The sequence below is a fragment of the Citrobacter enshiensis genome (genome assembly GCF_029338175.1).
Taxonomy (GTDB): Bacteria; Pseudomonadota; Gammaproteobacteria; order Enterobacterales; family Enterobacteriaceae; genus Citrobacter_D; species Citrobacter_D enshiensis.
Genome location: NZ_CP119862.1, coordinates 710,441 through 727,226, shown reverse-complemented (window position 1 = coordinate 727,226; position 16,786 = coordinate 710,441). Strand labels below are relative to the sequence as shown.

Below are 16,786 nucleotides of genomic sequence, written 5' to 3'. Positions count from 1 at the left end.
TACAACGGGTTATTCAACTTCAATACTTTTTACTTTCAACGTATCGCCGGTTTCAACACGCAGACGATCGCCATGACAAAGCGGACACTGTGCGTCATGCTGCAAGATTTCAACCGCCTGGCTACAATCCCAACACCAGGCCTGAGCCGGTTTGTAGTCGATGTGAAGCTCACATCCCTGCGCAACCGTACCCTGGCAGACGATATCGAAACTGAAACGCACAGCACTCTCTTCAACGCAAGAGAGTGCCCCGATCTCCAGCCACACGCCGGTGACCCGCTTTACATCATGTTGTTCTGCCTGCTGCACGATGATCTCAACGGCGCTCTGGCACAGAGACAACTCATGCATTTTCGCAGTTCCTACGGCCCAGCAGCAGCGCACGACGATTTAGCTGTGGCGCGTCAGGATTGCTGACCGGCAGCGACAGCAGCATCCGCGCACAGTCATCCGCCAGGCGGACCCCTTCTTCTGCTGACATGCTGTGATTTAGCGGCGACATCAGCGAACAGGAGAGATACTGTGAAACGCCATCCAGCTCGCCAACGGTGAAGGTCATTGCGCCGTAGGGCAGACGAAGCCCCAGTTTTTCACTGACTTTACGCGGCGGCCAGAGTTGTTCCGGCCCAGGGAAAATCAGCGCACTCAACATCCACGGGGTGATAACACACCCCGTCCATTGACCTTCAAATAGCGTAAAATCAGAGACGTACACCGGCATGTTCGGATGCAGAAAAGCGAGATCGTGCATCGAACGCTGCGCAATCTCTTCAAACGCGGCCTGAACCTGCGTCTTCGGGGGAGTCTGGAACCCTAACAACTCCTCAGACATGCGCCGCCTCCCGTGGGATAGCTTCAACACCTGATTCGCGCAGCGCGGCAAGAACCTGCTCTAAAGCAGGTTCAATCATCGCTTCCACTGTCGGCGTTAAGCCAATATGCGGTTCCAGCGATTCCGGAATAACACCAACCAGCGTCAGTTTCTTCGGAAATTCGTCGGTGAAGCGAAGGGCCGACAAAACGTCGGCCAGCCCAAGCTGATGCGGGGAGATCTTGTTGGTAAACAGCGCCGGAATCTCTTCATCCCGCAGGATCATCATGGTTCCCGGAGTGTTTTTTCTCGACACAATGGCGTCAGCAATGATCAGGTGATCTCTGTTCGCCATATCGCCGAGAAGCTCCATTCCCGCCGTGCCGCCATCGAGGATCTCAACGAAATCCGGCAGCACATATCGCTGCTCTAACGCTTCAACGATACGTACTCCGATGGCTTCATCGGTCAGCAAAATATTGCCGACCCCTAAGACTAATATCCGCATTACAGAACCTTAACTGAGACGACTTCGTTCCCGTCAACGTCCACCACATGCACCGCACATGACATACAAGGGTCGAAAGAGTGAATGGTACGCACCACTTCCAGCGGTTTGTTCGGATCGGCGATCGGCGTCCCTACCAGAGAGCGCTCATACGGTCCCACTTCGTCATTAAAGTTACGTGGGCCAGAGTTCCAGGTTGACGGTACAACCGCCTGGTAGTTGCTGATAATGCCGTCTTTGATCACCATCCAGTGAGAAAGCATACCGCGTGGCGCTTCGAGGAAGCCGACACCTTTGAATTCGCCGGTTGCCGGAATATTCGGTTTCACGAAGGTCGTGTGGTCGCCTTTACCGATGTTCACGATCAGCGCGTTATACTGATCCTGCAAGACATTCTGCAGTTCACAGCAGTGAACAGTACGACCAATAATGCGGCCCAGCGTCGAATGCAGTTGCGCCACTTCGATCGTTTTACCGGTCAGCTTCGTGTAAATCGCAATGATTTCATTCAGCTTGGCATGAGTAGACTCACGTTTTGCCGCCAGTTTACACAGCATGTTGGCCAGCGGACCCACTTCGACAGTTTTACCGTAGAAGGTTGGCGCTTTAACCCAGGAGTATTTGCCGTCATCTGACCAGCCGGTGTAATCCGGAACCGTTGTGCCTTCCCACGGTGCCTGCGGCGCTTCGTCTTTGTACCACGCGTGCTTCGCACTTTCCTGAATCCCTTTGATCAGGTATTCGTCGGAGTGAGAGGTGATCGGACGATAGGTAGACAGGTTCGCATCCGTGATGTAACCACCAGGGAACAGGAAGCTACCGTTTTTACCATCAGTCGGGAATTCCGGTGCGCTCAGGTAGTTCACCGCACCCTGGCCGCGTTCCAGCCACTCAGGATAGAACGCCGCAATAACCGCGGTATCCACCTTGTAAACCTGCTCAACAAAGTCGCTCAGCTTATCGATGAAGGACTTAATGTACATCAGGCGTTCAAGGTTCAGCACGCCCAGACCATCCAGATTGATAGGGTTCGCTACCCCACCGACCGCCAGGTTCTGAATGTGCGGTGTTTTACCGCCCAGCAGAGCCACGACGCGGTTTGCATCACGCTGGCATTCCAGCGCCTGCAGGTAGTGCGCCACCGCAATCAGGTTCACTTCCGGCGGCAGTTGCATCGCCGGGTGACCCCAGCAACCGTTAGCGAAAATGCCTAACTGGCCGCTGGCAACCAGGTCTTTAATCTTGTTCTGAACCTTGGTGAACTCTTCCGCGCTGTTCAGGTGCCAGGTCGACACGCCATTCAGCATCGCCGAGGCTTTCGCCGGATCGGCTTTCAGTGCGGAGGTGATGTCCACCCAGTCCAGTGCAGACAGCTGATAAAAGTGCACGATATGGTCATGCGTGGTGTGCGCTGCCAGAATGATGTTACGGATGTACTGTGCGTTCACGGGAACATCAATATTCAGCGCGCTTTCTGCTGCACGCACGGAAGAGATAGCGTGAGTCGTGGTGCAAACACCACAAATACGCTGCACAATCATCCACGCATCGCGCGGATCGCGGTTTTTCACGATCTCTTCCATGCCGCGCCACATGGTGCCGGATGCCCATGCTTTTGATACCACGCCATTTTCGATTTCGCAGTCGATGCGTAAATGCCCCTCAATACGGGTTACCGGATCAATAGTAATTCTCTGGCTCATGCTTTGCTCGCCTCATGACGATTTTGATCGTTTTGCTTTAAAGGAGGAAGTATCGGCAGTAGACGAATGAGTACGATATATGCGCAAATCTCAATAGCCACAAAACCAATAGAAATCAACAGTTCTTCCCAGGTCGGGAAGTAGTGGTAGCCGCCGCCTGGATTGAATGCCACCAGCGAGTAGGACAGACGCCATGTTGCACAACCTAACAACGCGCTCAGCGCGGACAGGTACAACATGCGTGAGTCGTTACGCAGTTTCGCGATGCGCAGTACCACCAGCGGGAAGACCATCAGCACAACCTCAAGCCAGAACATGGCTGAGTAAAAGTCGCCTGCAAACGCATACGACAGTTTGTCCCGATAGATAAGTTCACCAAAGCGCAGAACCACGAAGATCGCCAGCAAGACGCTGATCGTGTTCGTTAGCTTAATGAACAAACTTTTCTCGTCCGGACCGTTCCCTTTCAGACCGCTTTGTACCAGCGAACCTTCAAAAATCACGATCGAGAAGCCCATGATAAAGGCGGTCAATACCGAGAACAGCGGCAGCATTTCATAGGCTTGCCATAGCGGATGGACCTTATTACCCGCAGAAATCATCAATGAACCCATTGAAGACTGGTGCATAGTCGGCAGCAGCGCGCCGAGGGCAATGATAAAGAACATCACTTTGTTCAGACGCTTGAGGGACACTTTCCACCCCAGACGTTCAAACAAGGCTGGAGCAAATTCCAGCGCCATGATGCCGATATAGATGGTCATACAGACCGCCGTTTCGAACAGTACCGAGTTCACGTTAAAGTGGCCCGGAATGTAGAAATACGGCAGGTTCCAGTATCGGCCTACGTCGATAGTGATCGACAGACCACCGAGGGAATAACCGAACAGGCTCGCCAGCAATGCAGGACGCACCAGCGGGTGATATTCCCCTTTGTTGAAGACATAGACTGCCCACGCCAGCGCCCAACCGCCACAAGCGAAGCCCGTACCGATTAACAGGTCAAACGCGATCCACACGCCCCACGGGAAACCGCCGTTCAGATCGGAGACGGACCCCAATCCGAATACCAGACGTTTCACGATGAGGATCATGCAGAGGATGATAAGCGGCCCAAAAATAATGACCGGTTTACTGACTATTTTTCCGCCCAGCGGTTTAGGATCATGACTCATGATCGTCTCCTCCGTCGTGATGGTCGTTTTTGGTGTTACGACGAACCAGCACGGTTAAGCCCGCCAGCACGGCCAGTGGTAGCATCATGCCTTTATACAGGGTGTGTTGAACATGTTCGGAACGTGCGCCGGTTGAAAGATCGGCCAACTGCGGAAGGTCCAGATTCTCATAAGGAACCCCCGTCAACACCAGCACCTGAGTACCGCCGCCCTCTTTTTCACCGTACAGATGCGGGTAGTACTTCGGTACCGTCTGCAGATAGGTATCGTCCGATTTCAACGTTTGGCGTGGATAGTGGTAGTCGCTGCCTGGTTTCAGTGCCAGACGTTTTTTCGCTTCCGCCATCAGCTCTTCACGCGTGCCAAAAATGACCGCCCCGGCAGGACAAACTTCGACGCAGCCTGGCAAACCGCCTTTATCAAGACGCTCAACACCTTTCTGGTTACACAGCTCACATTTATGCAGCGCACCAAACGGGTTGTTGTAGTCGTATTTCGGCACGTTGTAAGGACAGGCAACCATGCAGTAACGACAACCGGTACACACATCTTTGTCGTAATGAACGATGCCGGTTTTGGGATCTTTTTTGAGTGCAGATACCGGACAAACGGAGACGCAGTTGGGATCGACGCAGTGCATACATTGTTTTTTAATGTACGCGTAGCCGTTCTCTTCCTGGTCCTTGTTGACACCATCGCCGCTACGCCACACCTGGATGACGTTATTGGTGTATGGCGACAGTTTGTCGTTATTGGACCAGGTCTGTTCCCCTTCCGGGTTGCGCGCCGGGAAGTTGATATCCTGACACTTAGTCACGCAGGCCTGACAGCCTACGCACAGCGTCGAGTCATACAACATCCCCAGCGATCCTGGGATCGGCGGGCGATTTTCGGCAGCTGCATAGCTGACAGACGGCGCGGCGCCTAGCAGCAATGCCCCGCTTGAGGCTGCTTTAATAAAGTTACGTCTGTTCACGGTTATTCTCCCCGTGAGTCAGCGTCATCTTTCTTTTGCTGACGCCCCAGTTCACGTACCGCCATCACACTGACACCGGCAACCAGCCCAGCAACACCGCCAAGCAACCCGATAGCGCCAGCAGAAACGTTGCCGCCCTCTTTCATGTTCACGTCAGGTTTTTCTGAGCGCGGAGTTTGATTTTCCACATGAGCGAGCTGGTGGATACCTTTGTTGAAACCGATGCCTTCTTCATTACAGCCGTAGCAAGGGTGTCCAATCGCGACCGGCCATACGCCGCCGACATCGCAGAACTGCAGTGTGGAGCAGTTACCGTAGGTTTCTGGTCCTTTACAGCCCAGATGGTAGAGGCACCAGCCTTCACGGTGGCCTTCATCACCAAACTCTTTCGCAAAACGACCGGCATCAAAGTGCGGGCGGCGTTCGCAATGTTCGTGAATCAAGCGACCATAGGCAAAGGTAGGACGATTTTTCGCATCCAGTTTCGGTGGTTTGCCATACGTAATGATGTGCGCAACTGTCGCGAGGAAGTTGTGCGGGTTAGGCGGACAGCCTGGGATATTGATAATGGTTTTGCCCGGCAGCACTTCCTGCAAACCGACGGCGCCCGTTGGGTTCACACCCGCAGCAGCAACACCGCCCCATGCAGCACAGGAGCCGATAGCGATAATCGCCGCTGCGCCTTCAGCCGCTCTGCGGATGTGATCCACAATAGGCTCACCGGCAACCATGCAGTAAATACCGTTATCTTTTAATGGGATAGAACCATCGACGACCAACACATACTGCCCTTTATATTTCTCCAGAGCATTATGTTTGTTCTCCTCGACCTGATGGCCGAAGGCGGCGGAAAGGACCTCATGATATTCAAGAGAGATCGTCTCCAGAACAAGGTTTTCTACCGTTGGGTGAGTTGCTCGCAGAAGGGATTCAGTACAACCCGTACATTCCTGAGCGCCAATCCAGATAACCGGTGGACGCTGAGGACGGGTAACCGACTCGGCCATTTCTGCGGCAGCTTTGCTACTGAGCCCCATAGTCGCGGCTAGTGCTGCACAAAGCTTCATGAAATCACGACGGTTAACGCCGTGAGAATTGGTGAGAGAATTATCTCCAGTCATTATATTGTTATTCCGTTGCAAAGACCTGGCTCTATTTTGCACCCATCGCAAAAACCATACTGCGATCGGTGCGCCATTTACCACACTTTCTTTATGGTTATGTATATTATGATACTGCGACGGGACAATAAAACGAAGATGTAAGACAATAGTGTAATTAATTAAAGCAGGATAATACCCCTTTTGGATCAAGCTTCGAGTCGATAACCGGCCATGAAAAATCGAATTGTTGTATTCGACTGATTCTCTCTAAAGAAGTCCATCACCATCTCTTTATCCAGTCCATAACGACGGGTCAGAATTCCCGCCTCCCAGGCGCTAAGTTGACGATCGCCCGTTTTTTCAAACATTCGATGCGAAAAACCTAATACGAAACCACGTTTATAATCGGAACAAAAATTCGCCACATTACGTGCGCTGTCGGCGCGTGATGCATTTAATCCGGCCATCAAACCTTTGCCAAAATGATTTTTCATACAGATCTCCAATCGCTATATAATAAATTATATAGCGATTTTTTAAACAAAGGCCAGCGGTATTGCGCGCTTTTTTGCGCCTGATTAAAAGGCCACCCACTCATCGGTTAAACCGGAAGCGGAAGCCCCGGTTTGGGCTGGGCCGGACGCGTTTTTTCCCGGCTGAGTCTGCGGTTCGCTATGAGAGAGGCGGAACCGTTGTACTGAGTGCTGCAACTCCTCGGTTTGACGTTCCAGCGCTGACGCGGCCGCTGAGATCTGCTCCACGAGCGCGGCGTTTTGTTGGGTCACGCTGTCCATCTGGGTGATCGCCACCCCCACCTGAGAGATGCCTTTGCTCTGCTCCTCGGAGGCCGATGCAATTTGCTTCATGATGGTAGTAACTTCCGTGACGCCCCGCAGAATGGCCTCCATGGTCGAGCCGGTATCTTTCACCAGTTGCGCTCCCTGCCCGACACGATGCGCTGATTCAGCAATCAGCGTTTCGATCTCTTTCGCGGCGCCCGCGCTGCGGCTGGCCAGATTGCGCACTTCACCTGCGACAACCGCAAATCCGCGACCTTGCTCGCCCGCTCTGGCGGCTTCAACGGCGGCATTCAGCGCCAGGATATTGGTCTGGAAGGCGATGCTGTTGATAACGGTAGTGATTTCGGCAATCTGCTTTGAACTTGCGGAAATACCGTCCATGGTATCAACCACTTCCGACACCAGCGCGCCGCCTTTTTCGGCGGTGGCCGATGCAATATCTGCAAGTTGGCTGGCCTGGCGCGCGTTATCTGCATTCAGTTTTACCGTTGCGGTAAGTTGTTCCATGCTGGCAGCCGTCTCTTCCAGTGCCGCAGCCTGTTCCTCGGTGCGGGAAGAGAGATCGTTGTTTCCGCTTGAGATCTCCGTCGCACCACGCCAGATATTGTCGCTGCCCGAACGAATGGTGCTCACCGCTTCACGCAGACTGTCCTGCATTGCACGGAGCATAGGCATCAGTTGTCCCACACAGTTACGCCCCAAATCCTCAACCGGCTGGCTGAGATCGCCCTGCGCAATCTGGCGAAACTGCTGACGGATACGCGCCAGCGGTTTCATCAGCAGTACCACAAGATAGCGGTCAGTAAAGAGGAGGATCGCGATGCCCAGAATCGCAGCGGCGATGATCATCGTGCGGATAACCGATGTTTTACCATCCACCATGACACGGGTGTTATCCAGCTTTGTCCCGGCTTCACGGTTAAAACGTTCTACGCTGGCGCCAAACGCACGACTTAAGGCGGGCGTCACGGTCGTTGCCTGCTCGCTCCATGCCGCCTGAGTACCCTGCTTTGCCAGCTGCATTTGCGGCGAGATCCCCTTGTCCAGCAAGGCCTGCCAATTTGCCAGCACCGCGGCAGCCACCTCCTGATCCATTGGACCCGGCGACAGCGTTTTCATCTCCTGAAGCTTTTTACGCATATTATCAAGCGATTGCTGTGCAGGGGCGAAATCGGGCATGCCGCCGCCGATTTTAACGTCCATTGCGCGACTCAGACGGGTAACAAAGCGAAAATACTGATCGTTGCCCTGGCTAAGTACCGTCATCTGACGCACCAGATGTCGGTCAACTTCATTCCCTTCCGTGACTTTAGATAAGGCATGGATGCTAAATACACCGACGCCCGACCAGAGCAGACAAAAAAGACCCAATATTGTCAGCATGACAACACGAATAGAAAGGTTTCGCAGTAAGTACATAAGAATTTCCTTGCCGTAAATGAAGGATTCGCCATCAGGCGTGACTTATCCTCGTTATCGGCAAAATGTGAAGAAGATATACTTACTTTTCATTTTTTGTGCGGCAAGAACATCCTCAATCACAATATTGAACAAATGCTAATGACATGGGAAACCATTATTATTCAATATCTGGTCTTAATACTTATAAGCAAACTCATAACTTTCATCGTAAATACTTTTCGAACCAGGCCAATGTCCGCTGCCAGGCAAGATCGGCGGCAGACTTGTCATAGCGCGGCGTCGAATCATTGTGAAAACCGTGATTTACCCCAGGGTAAATATACGCTTCGAAGACTTTATTATTTGCTTTAAGCGCCGTTTCATAGGCGGGCCAGCCCTCATTAATCCGCGTATCCAGCGCGGCGTAGTGTAATAACAACGGCGCGTTGATTTTGGGGACGTCTGAAGCCGGCACCTGCCGCCCATAAAAAGGAACAGCACAGGCCAACTCCGGATACGCTACCGCCGCCGCATTCGATACCCCACCACCATAGCAAAAGCCGGTGATACCGACCTTGCCCGTCGCCGCGGGATGACGCTGCATAAACTCAATGGCAGCAAAAAAATCATTCATTAATTTTGTGGGATCGACCTGTTGCTGCAGTTCCCGGCCTTTATCATCGTTGCCGGGGTAACCACCCACAGAACTCAACCCATCTGGCGCCAGCGCAATGTAACCCGCCTTCGCCACTCGCCGCGCCACATCTTCGATATAGGGATTCAATCCCCGATTCTCATGAACCACCACCACAGCAGGCGTTTTGCCTTCAGCTTTTGCGGGCCTGACCAGATACCCGCGCACCTCGCCATGCCCGTTCGGTGACGGATAGGTGATGTATTCCGGCACAATATCCGGGTCGGTAAATTCCACCTGCATCGCCAGTGCATAATTCGGTTTCAGCAGGTTAAACAGCGCAAGCGCCGTCACACCCCCCACAGCGTACTTCGCGGCGAGATTGAGAAACTCTCGTTTGGATATCTTTCCATGTGCATAGTAGTCGTAGTAATCGAGCAGTTCTTGCGGGAAATCTTTGGCAGTTAGTCTCGGCATAGCCTCACTCCGGCACGGATGTTTTTTTAAGCAAAGCATAGCGACGTATTTTTGCCCAATTTTTCATCTCAATGTGACCTGACGAACGGGACATAACTGACGCAGCCGCTAGAATAGAAACGTTGTTTTGAAATTCAACCGCTCTAAGGAGATTGCATGACCTGGTTAGCTAACCCTGAACGTTATGAGCAAATGCTTTATCGCTATTGTGGGAAAAGCGGTTTGCGTTTGCCCGCGCTGTCACTGGGCTTGTGGCACAGTTTCGGTCACGTTCACGCGCTGGATTCACAGCAAGCCTTGCTGCGTAAGGCATTTGATTTAGGCATCACCCATTTTGATCTGGCCAATAACTATGGACCGCCTCCGGGCAGCGCAGAGGAGAATTTTGGCCGCCTGTTACGTAGCGATTTTGCGAACCATCGCGATGAACTGATCATCTCCACCAAAGCCGGATACGACATGTGGCCGGGTCCTTATGGCTCTGGCGGTTCGCGTAAATACCTGCTGGCGAGCCTCGATCAGAGTCTGCAACGTATGGGGCTGGATTACGTCGATATCTTCTATTCGCACCGGGTTGATGAAAATACGCCGATGGAAGAGACGGCTTCTGCGCTGGCTCAGGCGGTACAAAGCGGGAAAGCGCTTTATGTCGGCATATCCTCTTACTCCCCCGAACGTACTCAACAGATGGCTGACCTGCTGCGCGAATGGAAGATTCCGCTGCTGATCCATCAACCCTCCTACAACCTGTTAAACCGTTGGGTTGATAAAAGCGGTCTGTTGAATACGCTGGAAGCCAACGGGACAGGCTGCATCGCCTTTACACCGCTCGCTCAGGGGCTGCTAACAGGAAAATACCTGAACGGTATCCCGGAAGGTTCGCGTATGCAGCGTGAAGGGAAAAAAGCCCGCGGCCTGACGGAGAACATGCTCACAGAAGAGAATATTACCAGCCTGCGTTTGCTTAACGAGATAGCGCAACAGCGCGGACAGTCGATGGCGCAAATGGCATTAAGCTGGCTGCTGAAGGATTCCCGGGTCACATCCGTACTGATTGGCGCCAGTCGCCCTGAACAACTGGAAGAGAATGTCCAGGCACTGAATAACCTGACGTTCACCGCTGAAGAACTGGCGCAGATTGATAAGCATGTTGCGGATGGCAAGCTGAATCTGTGGCAAGCATCATCAGATAAGTAACGACATTGCGCCGGGCGGCAATTTCGCCTTACCCGGCCAGTGAAAGAAAACCCACCGCTGGCCATTCCTTCAGCATCAGATTAACAGGCGCTCAAACGTCATCCGGTTTTACGGGCGAGCGCTGATATTCAGGCCACACCAGCGCGACCAGGGAGGGATAAGCCTCCAGGCTGAACTCCCGGAAACATTGTCGCAAATTGAGTACATCAAGATCAGAATGCGATACCTTTTCTCCATTCAGGCAACGTTTTTTAATGTTGTCATAGTATTTGTACACCGCAGAATTAAGATCGCTACAACGCCTTTGCGCGTCAAACAAGCCTGGCGTCCCATTCAACTCAGCCACCGTCATCCGTTTTATCGTGGCGTGAAGAAAATCGATATATTCATGATTAACTCGCCAGTACCATACCGGTGTAATAGTATTCATGAGCGATGAAAAATGATCTTCACCCTCTTCTTTCGTCATCGGTTCTTGCTGATGGCTTGCGCTTACTCCCGCGTCAGGATAATTTTTATTAAGTCCTCGCATCAGGACAAGTACACCAAAGGTAAGCAATAGCAGGGTAATAACAGAATAAAAAATACTGTTCATTTATTGGCTCCATTTTTTTTGATTTTAAAATTACACCATGCTATTGTCAACGAAACCCGCCTTATAAACACACTCGTTATACTATTGACAGGAAAGGATATTCCAGCATGCTTCCCGAGCATCTTGTTCCGTCTCGCTTTCATTTATCGCCTTCCCCCGCTGAGCCCAGCACCGCAGAAAAGAGTGAAAATTTAGCTAAGGGAAAGATAACTCTAAGCGATTATGAACCAGATATTTTAATTAGCGCCACTGCCACTGGCCAGTCCAGGAATATGCTACTTGAAGAGCGCGACCGCCATTTAAAAGATCGACTGTTCCGTGTTGCCAAAATTGAAACGTTTGCCCGCCTTATAAACGCACTGCAGGCCGAGGGTGACATTGATGCACAAACCGTCAGCAAAATAATGGCAGAAACAACCACAAGGATAAATGACGACGGTAATAAAATTTGGCTTAATTTAATTACCGGGGAGAAAAACGCCCCTATTTTTTATTCTCTGGAAGATGAGTGAAATGAAAGACGTTGAGGATAATAATGTTTATTTAGCTTTAGATAGCGATAAAAGTGATGAATTTATCTTAAAGCAAAATCTTGATGCGTTAATTGCCAATAAAAATGCCATCCTTGAAAATGTAGCGCAAGAGATGGTGTCAATTCCCGCCGCGCTGGTGCGGTTAAAATGGCAAAACCGCCGTGAAATCTATGCCCTTCAGGTAAAGGAAGAGATTTACGGCGCGATCATCAACACTCTCACGGCACAACGCCCGGAGCTACATGCCAAAATCATGGCTCGCCTGGAAAGCAGCTGGCAGCACTTGCTGGCGCGGGAAACGGCCACACTGCGTCTGACACGCAAACTTTCCGATGGCAATTACCGGACAGCCAATATCACGACGGTTGCGCTGGATGAGAATCGACAATAAACGCGAAAAGAGAACGTTTGTGGGGGACGTTTTCAGGCCAAACGTTGAGTAGGGCTGTGCCGGGCGGCAACGCCTACCCGGCCAACGAGCCGCAGAAAGCAGGCCGGACAGGCCCAGGCACCGTCCGGCAAAACGATTACTTCGCTTTTGCGACCTCTTCGCCAACCAAACCAATTTTCAGGTAACCCGCCTGATGCAGCGAGTCCATTACCTTCATCATAGTTTCGTAATCAACAGTTTTATCTGCGCGGAAGAAGATCGTGGTGTCTTTCTTTCCTTCGGTCAGCGTATTAAGCGCGTTGATCATGGTTTCATCCGTGACCTGATCGTTGCCGATGAACATGGAGTTATCGGCCTTCACCGACAGGTAAATCGGTTTTTCCGGACGGGGTTGCGGCACACTGGAGGAGGCAGGCAAATTCACCTTCACATCCACCGTCGCCAGAGGCGCTGCCACCATAAAGATGATCAGCAGAACCAGCATGACGTCGATAAACGGCGTCACGTTGATTTCATGCATTTCGCCATTATCGTCCAGGTTTTCGTTAAGACGCATTGCCATGAAACATTATCCTACACGTAATTTCTGCGCGGTACGTACCGGCTGAGCGGAGACACTCGCGTTCAAATCCAGGTCACGGCTTTGCAGCAACAACACCTGTGCCGCTACGTCGCCCAGCATCGCTTTATAGCCGCCAATCTGGCGCGCAAAGACGTTGTAGATAACCACAGCAGGAATTGCCGCAATCAGGCCAATCGCCGTCGCCAGCAGCGCTTCTGCGATACCCGGAGCCACAACGGCAAGGTTAGTGGTTTGCGTTTGCGCGATACCGATGAAGCTGTTCATGATGCCCCATACCGTACCGAACAGACCCACAAAAGGAGAGATCGCACCGATAGTCGCCAGATAGCCGTTACCCCGTCCCATATGACGACCCACGGCTGCGACGCGGCGTTCCAGACGGAACCCTGTACGCTCTTTAATACCTTCGTTATCTTCACTGCCTTCTGACAGTTCCAGTTCATTTTGCGCTTCGTTAATCAACATCGCGCTATAACTTTTTTCGTCAAATTCAGAAGCGATATCGCTTGCCTGATCCAAAGAACGGGCTTCAGCCAGCTGCTCCTGCTCACGCTTGAGTCGGCGCTTCTGCGTGAAATGCTCAACGCTTTTGCTGAAGAAGATAGCCCAGGTGACCACTGACGCCAGAATCAGACCAATCATCACGCACTTAACCACAATGTCGGCGTGCTGATACATACCCCAGACGGAAAGATCCGTCTGCATCAAATTATTACCCACTCTGTATCTCCAGGACGCAAATCACAAAATCTGAGCGCAATAATATCAAAACGACGTCGAATTGATAGTCGTTCTCATTACTATTTACATACTGCCGCACCTTTGGTTTCTTTTCCTTGCGCTTACGCAGTAAAAAAGTCACGAGAGGTTATTTTGATAAAATTTTCTGCTTTATCGAGATTCCTCTGGATGCGCGATGTAGCATTCATGTTAGTTTAGACATCCAGACGTATAAAAAAACAGGTCGTGCGACATGGCAAAAAAACACCTTGATACCCAATTTGTGAATGCAGGGCGCAGTAAAAAGTACACCCTGGGATCGGTAAACAGCGTGATTCAACGCGCTTCTTCACTGGTATTCGAGACAGTTGAAGCGAAAAAACACGCCACCCGCAACCGCGCCAACGGCGAGCTTTTCTATGGCCGTCGCGGAACGTTGACCCATTTCTCTCTCCAGGAAGCGATGTGCGAACTGGAGGGCGGCGTCGGATGCGCCCTGTTCCCCTGTGGTGCGGCAGCCGTCGCCAACACCATTTTGGCCTTCGTCGAGCAAGGCGATCACGTACTGATGACCAACACCGCCTACGAGCCAAGCCAGGATTTCTGCACCAAAATTCTCGCCAAACTCGGTGTGACCACTGGCTGGTTCGACCCCATGGTCGGCGCCGATATCGTAAAACACCTTCAGCCCAACACCCGAATCGTTTTCCTGGAATCCCCGGGCTCCATCACAATGGAAGTCCATGACATCCCAGCGATTGTTGAAGCCGTCAGACGAGTTGCACCTGATGCGATTATCATGATTGATAACACCTGGGCCGCCGGGGTGCTATTTAAAGCGCTGGATTTTGGAATCGATATCTCGATTCAGGCGGGGACAAAATATCTGATTGGCCACTCTGATGCGATGGTCGGCACGGCGGTTTCCAACGCTCGCTGCTGGGAGCAACTGCGTGAGAACGCCTATCTGATGGGACAAATGTTGGATGCCGACACGGCGTACATGACCAGCCGCGGTTTACGTACATTGGGCGTTCGCCTGCGTCAGCATCATGAAAGCAGCCTGAAAGTGGCTGAATGGCTGGCAAACCACCCGCAAGTGGCGCGCGTCAATCACCCTGCGCTTCCCGGCAGCAAAGGTCATGAATTCTGGAAACGAGACTTTTCAGGCAGCAGCGGTTTGTTTTCATTTGTCCTGAATAAAAAGCTCAGTAATGACGAGATGTCAGCCTACCTCGATAACTTCAGCCTGTTCAGCATGGCCTACTCATGGGGCGGTTTTGAATCATTGATTCTGGCGAATCAACCTGAGCACATTGCAGCCATTCGCCCAGGAGGCGTGGTGGATTTCAGCGGAACACTCATTCGCTTACATATTGGTTTAGAAAATGTTGACGATCTTATTGAGGATTTAGCCGCAGGATTTACCCGGATCGTGTAAAGTTGCCGCCAATGGACATAATTGCAGACACTTCCAGCAGAAAAGTCTGCGTTTGTTGCGTCCGGGATCAAAGCGTCCCGGGCAATTCGAGAGTACAATAGGCACTTAAACGCGGTTCCACAGGAAAGTCCATGGCTGTCATTCAAGATATTATCGCTGCGCTCTGGCAACACGATTTTGCTGCGCTGGCGGATCCACATGTTGTTAGCGTTGTCTACTTTGTGATGTTTGCCACGCTGTTTTTAGAAAACGGCCTGCTGCCTGCATCCTTTTTACCCGGAGACAGCCTGCTGATACTGGCAGGGGCGCTGATTGCACAAGGTGTGATGGACTTTGTACCCACCGTGGCGATTTTAACCGCGGCGGCCAGTCTGGGCTGCTGGCTCAGCTATATTCAGGGGCGCTGGCTGGGAAATACCCACACGGTGAAAGGCTGGCTGGCACAGCTACCGTCCAAGTACCATCAACGCGCAACCTGTATGTTTGACCGGCACGGCCTTCTGGCGCTGCTGGTTGGGCGTTTTTTGGCGTTTGTTCGCACTCTGTTGCCCACAATGGCGGGAATTTCCGGCCTCTCTAACCGCAGATTCCAGTTTTTTAACTGGTTGAGCGGTCTGTTGTGGGTGGGCGTGGTGACCAGTTTCGGCTATGCGCTCAGCATGATCCCCTTCGTCAAACGCCATGAAGATCAGGTGATGACGTTTTTAATGATCCTGCCGATTGCCTTGCTGACGGCGGGTCTGCTCGGTACGGTGATCGTTGTCATCAAGAAAAAGTACTGCAGCGCCTGAGTCCCTCCTCTTTCCCGGCCTTACCAGCCGGGAATCGATTAACTCCCCTGGATCATCCGAATTCTCGCCGCATCCTCACCCGGCGTGACGCCAAAATAACGTTTAAATTCTCGACTGAACTGCGACGCGCTCTCATAGCCTACCCGCATCGCAGCAGCGCTCGCTTTCATCCCGTCATGAATGATCATCATGCGCGCCTTGTGCAGTCGGTAGGTCTTCAGGTATTGCAGCGGCGACGTGCTGGTGACCGATTTAAAATTATGATGGAACGCGGAGACGCTCATATTGGCCTCTGTCGCCAGTTGCTCAACGTTAAGGTTTTCAGTGTATTTATTTTCAATGCGCTTAAGCACACGGCTAATCAGACTGAAGTGTGTCTGGCGACTCACCAGCGCCAACAGCGCTCCGCCGCGCGGCCCGGTCAACACATGGTAAAGCATTTCACGGATGATCTGTTTGCCCAGAATACGCGCATCCAGCGGTCGCTCCATGACATCTAACAGCCTCTCAGCGGCGCAGAGGATCTCATCTGACAGCGTGGCGGAGTTAATCCCGCTCGCCGCCATCGACGGCTGGAAGCGATCGTCCTCACCGATGTCCATCAGCAACTCCTGCAGTTGCAGGATATCCACATTCAGACGAATACCGGCCAGCGGGCGTTCTGGCGTCGCATAAGTTTCACATTCAAAGGGTAAAGGTACTGTCAGCAGCAGATATTCATTGGCGTCGTAGCGAAATACGCGCTCATTGATATAACCGATTTTATGTCCGGAGAAGAGAAATATGATGCCAGGCTCATACATCACCGGCGTCCGCAAGCCAGGCTCAGTGCCGTACAACAAGCGGATATCGGGAAGCAATTCACTGAGCTTCTTCTCATTGTTTTTCAGCTGCTTAATTTTATCTGTCAGCAGAAGGCAGGTCTCTTCTCGGTTCATAGCGCGCCA

General features: G+C 52.0%; 19 protein-coding genes. 5 read left to right on the top strand and 14 right to left on the bottom strand.

Annotated elements, in window-relative coordinates:
* Nucleotides 1-9 precede the first annotated feature (9 nt).
* The 10 genes from hypA to yghX all read right to left on the bottom strand — a co-directional run bounded on the left by hypA (nucleotide 10) and on the right by yghX (nucleotide 9,588).
* Nucleotides 10-351, bottom strand: coding sequence for a hydrogenase maturation nickel metallochaperone HypA (gene hypA, locus P2W74_RS03565; protein ID WP_203359994.1), 342 nt, complete (start codon nucleotides 349-351; stop codon nucleotides 10-12).
* Nucleotides 344-832 carry a hydrogenase-2 assembly chaperone gene (gene hybE / locus P2W74_RS03560; protein ID WP_276293915.1) on the bottom strand — a complete coding sequence of 163 codons (489 nt, stop codon included), beginning with the start codon at nucleotides 830-832 and terminating at the stop codon, nucleotides 344-346. The genes hypA and hybE overlap by 8 nt, the downstream gene beginning before the upstream one ends.
* Nucleotides 825-1,319, bottom strand: coding sequence for a HyaD/HybD family hydrogenase maturation endopeptidase (locus tag P2W74_RS03555; protein ID WP_203359992.1), 495 nt, complete (start codon nucleotides 1,317-1,319; stop codon nucleotides 825-827). Before P2W74_RS03555 ends, hybE begins: the two co-directional genes overlap by 8 nt.
* Entirely contained in the window at nucleotides 1,319-3,022 is a 1,704-nt protein-coding gene (gene hybC / locus P2W74_RS03550) for a hydrogenase 2 large subunit (protein WP_203359991.1), read from the bottom strand. Before hybC ends, P2W74_RS03555 begins: the two co-directional genes overlap by 1 nt.
* Nucleotides 3,019-4,197, bottom strand: coding sequence for a Ni/Fe-hydrogenase cytochrome b subunit (gene hybB, locus P2W74_RS03545; RefSeq protein ID WP_203359990.1), 1,179 nt, complete (start codon nucleotides 4,195-4,197; stop codon nucleotides 3,019-3,021). The genes hybC and hybB overlap by 4 nt, the downstream gene beginning before the upstream one ends.
* The gene (hybA, locus tag P2W74_RS03540; RefSeq protein WP_276293914.1) at nucleotides 4,187-5,173 is read right to left on the bottom strand and encodes a hydrogenase 2 operon protein HybA; all 987 of its coding nucleotides are present in this window, start codon (nucleotides 5,171-5,173) and stop codon (nucleotides 4,187-4,189) included. The genes hybB and hybA overlap by 11 nt, the downstream gene beginning before the upstream one ends.
* Before the next feature lie 2 nt (nucleotides 5,174-5,175).
* Entirely contained in the window at nucleotides 5,176-6,294 is a 1,119-nt protein-coding gene (gene hybO, locus P2W74_RS03535; protein WP_276293913.1) for a hydrogenase 2 small subunit, read from the bottom strand.
* Between the two features lie 188 nt (nucleotides 6,295-6,482).
* Nucleotides 6,483-6,770, bottom strand: a complete 288-nt coding sequence (locus tag P2W74_RS03530) for a DUF2623 family protein (protein WP_276293912.1) — start codon at nucleotides 6,768-6,770, stop codon at nucleotides 6,483-6,485.
* 84 nt (nucleotides 6,771-6,854) lie between these two features.
* Nucleotides 6,855-8,495: a methyl-accepting chemotaxis protein gene (locus tag P2W74_RS03525; protein ID WP_276293911.1), complete on the bottom strand. Its 1,641-nt coding sequence runs from the start codon at nucleotides 8,493-8,495 to the stop codon at nucleotides 6,855-6,857.
* A 205-nt stretch (nucleotides 8,496-8,700) separates the two neighbouring features.
* The gene (yghX, locus tag P2W74_RS03520; protein ID WP_276293910.1) at nucleotides 8,701-9,588 is read right to left on the bottom strand and encodes a YghX family hydrolase; all 888 of its coding nucleotides are present in this window, start codon (nucleotides 9,586-9,588) and stop codon (nucleotides 8,701-8,703) included.
* A 156-nt stretch (nucleotides 9,589-9,744) separates the two neighbouring features.
* Here yghX and P2W74_RS03515 point away from each other — a divergent pair, with 156 nt between their 5' ends.
* Complete coding sequence (locus P2W74_RS03515) at nucleotides 9,745-10,785, top strand: aldo/keto reductase (protein ID WP_276293909.1); 1,041 nt, start codon at nucleotides 9,745-9,747, stop codon at nucleotides 10,783-10,785.
* Nucleotides 10,786-10,876: 91 nt separating this feature from the next.
* Here the strand turns inward: P2W74_RS03515 and P2W74_RS03510 are convergent, their stop codons facing one another.
* Nucleotides 10,877-11,380 carry an ESA_00282 family adhesion-associated protein gene (locus P2W74_RS03510; RefSeq protein ID WP_276293908.1) on the bottom strand — a complete coding sequence of 168 codons (504 nt, stop codon included), beginning with the start codon at nucleotides 11,378-11,380 and terminating at the stop codon, nucleotides 10,877-10,879.
* A 107-nt stretch (nucleotides 11,381-11,487) separates the two neighbouring features.
* Between P2W74_RS03510 and P2W74_RS03505 the strand changes: the two genes are divergently transcribed.
* A complete protein-coding gene (locus P2W74_RS03505; protein WP_276293907.1) occupies nucleotides 11,488-11,892 on the top strand; it encodes a hypothetical protein in 405 nt (134 codons plus the stop codon).
* Between the two features lies 1 nt (nucleotide 11,893).
* Entirely contained in the window at nucleotides 11,894-12,304 is a 411-nt protein-coding gene (locus tag P2W74_RS03500; RefSeq protein ID WP_276293906.1) for a cytoplasmic protein, read from the top strand.
* A gap of 136 nt (nucleotides 12,305-12,440) precedes the next feature.
* On the opposite strand, the gene exbD is transcribed toward P2W74_RS03500, so the two are convergent.
* Nucleotides 12,441-12,866: a TonB system transport protein ExbD gene (exbD, locus tag P2W74_RS03495; protein WP_162379505.1), complete on the bottom strand. Its 426-nt coding sequence runs from the start codon at nucleotides 12,864-12,866 to the stop codon at nucleotides 12,441-12,443.
* A gap of 6 nt (nucleotides 12,867-12,872) precedes the next feature.
* Nucleotides 12,873-13,607 carry a tol-pal system-associated acyl-CoA thioesterase gene (exbB, locus tag P2W74_RS03490; protein ID WP_276293905.1) on the bottom strand — a complete coding sequence of 245 codons (735 nt, stop codon included), beginning with the start codon at nucleotides 13,605-13,607 and terminating at the stop codon, nucleotides 12,873-12,875.
* 253 nt (nucleotides 13,608-13,860) lie between these two features.
* Between exbB and metC the strand changes: the two genes are divergently transcribed.
* Nucleotides 13,861-15,048, top strand: a complete 1,188-nt coding sequence (gene metC / locus P2W74_RS03485) for a cystathionine beta-lyase (protein WP_276293904.1) — start codon at nucleotides 13,861-13,863, stop codon at nucleotides 15,046-15,048.
* 131 nt (nucleotides 15,049-15,179) lie between these two features.
* Nucleotides 15,180-15,839, top strand: a complete 660-nt coding sequence (yghB, locus tag P2W74_RS03480; RefSeq protein ID WP_276293903.1) for a DedA family general envelope maintenance protein YghB — start codon at nucleotides 15,180-15,182, stop codon at nucleotides 15,837-15,839.
* A gap of 38 nt (nucleotides 15,840-15,877) precedes the next feature.
* Here the strand turns inward: yghB and P2W74_RS03475 are convergent, their stop codons facing one another.
* Nucleotides 15,878-16,777, bottom strand: coding sequence for an AraC family transcriptional regulator (locus P2W74_RS03475; protein ID WP_276295122.1), 900 nt, complete (start codon nucleotides 16,775-16,777; stop codon nucleotides 15,878-15,880).
* Between the last annotated feature and the right edge of the window lie 9 nt (nucleotides 16,778-16,786).

Coding starts and splice junctions, on each gene's coding strand:
- hybO (WP_276293913.1), bottom strand. CDS start 6,294: ATGACTGGAGATAATTCTCTCACCAATTCTCACGGCGTTAACCGTCGT.
- P2W74_RS03530 (WP_276293912.1), bottom strand. CDS start 6,770: ATGAAAAATCATTTTGGCAAAGGTTTGATGGCCGGATTAAATGCATCA.
- yghX (WP_276293910.1), bottom strand. CDS start 9,588: ATGCCGAGACTAACTGCCAAAGATTTCCCGCAAGAACTGCTCGATTAC.
- P2W74_RS03500 (WP_276293906.1), top strand. CDS start 11,894: ATGAAAGACGTTGAGGATAATAATGTTTATTTAGCTTTAGATAGCGAT.
- P2W74_RS03555 (WP_203359992.1), bottom strand. CDS start 1,319: ATGCGGATATTAGTCTTAGGGGTCGGCAATATTTTGCTGACCGATGAA.
- hypA (WP_203359994.1), bottom strand. CDS start 351: ATGCATGAGTTGTCTCTGTGCCAGAGCGCCGTTGAGATCATCGTGCAG.
- hybB (WP_203359990.1), bottom strand. CDS start 4,197: ATGAGTCATGATCCTAAACCGCTGGGCGGAAAAATAGTCAGTAAACCG.
- metC (WP_276293904.1), top strand. CDS start 13,861: ATGGCAAAAAAACACCTTGATACCCAATTTGTGAATGCAGGGCGCAGT.
- P2W74_RS03475 (WP_276295122.1), bottom strand. CDS start 16,777: ATGAACCGAGAAGAGACCTGCCTTCTGCTGACAGATAAAATTAAGCAG.
- P2W74_RS03505 (WP_276293907.1), top strand. CDS start 11,488: ATGCTTCCCGAGCATCTTGTTCCGTCTCGCTTTCATTTATCGCCTTCC.
- P2W74_RS03510 (WP_276293908.1), bottom strand. CDS start 11,380: ATGAACAGTATTTTTTATTCTGTTATTACCCTGCTATTGCTTACCTTT.
- P2W74_RS03525 (WP_276293911.1), bottom strand. CDS start 8,495: ATGTACTTACTGCGAAACCTTTCTATTCGTGTTGTCATGCTGACAATA.
- hybE (WP_276293915.1), bottom strand. CDS start 832: ATGTCTGAGGAGTTGTTAGGGTTCCAGACTCCCCCGAAGACGCAGGTT.
- P2W74_RS03515 (WP_276293909.1), top strand. CDS start 9,745: ATGACCTGGTTAGCTAACCCTGAACGTTATGAGCAAATGCTTTATCGC.
- exbD (WP_162379505.1), bottom strand. CDS start 12,866: ATGGCAATGCGTCTTAACGAAAACCTGGACGATAATGGCGAAATGCAT.
- hybC (WP_203359991.1), bottom strand. CDS start 3,022: ATGAGCCAGAGAATTACTATTGATCCGGTAACCCGTATTGAGGGGCAT.
- yghB (WP_276293903.1), top strand. CDS start 15,180: ATGGCTGTCATTCAAGATATTATCGCTGCGCTCTGGCAACACGATTTT.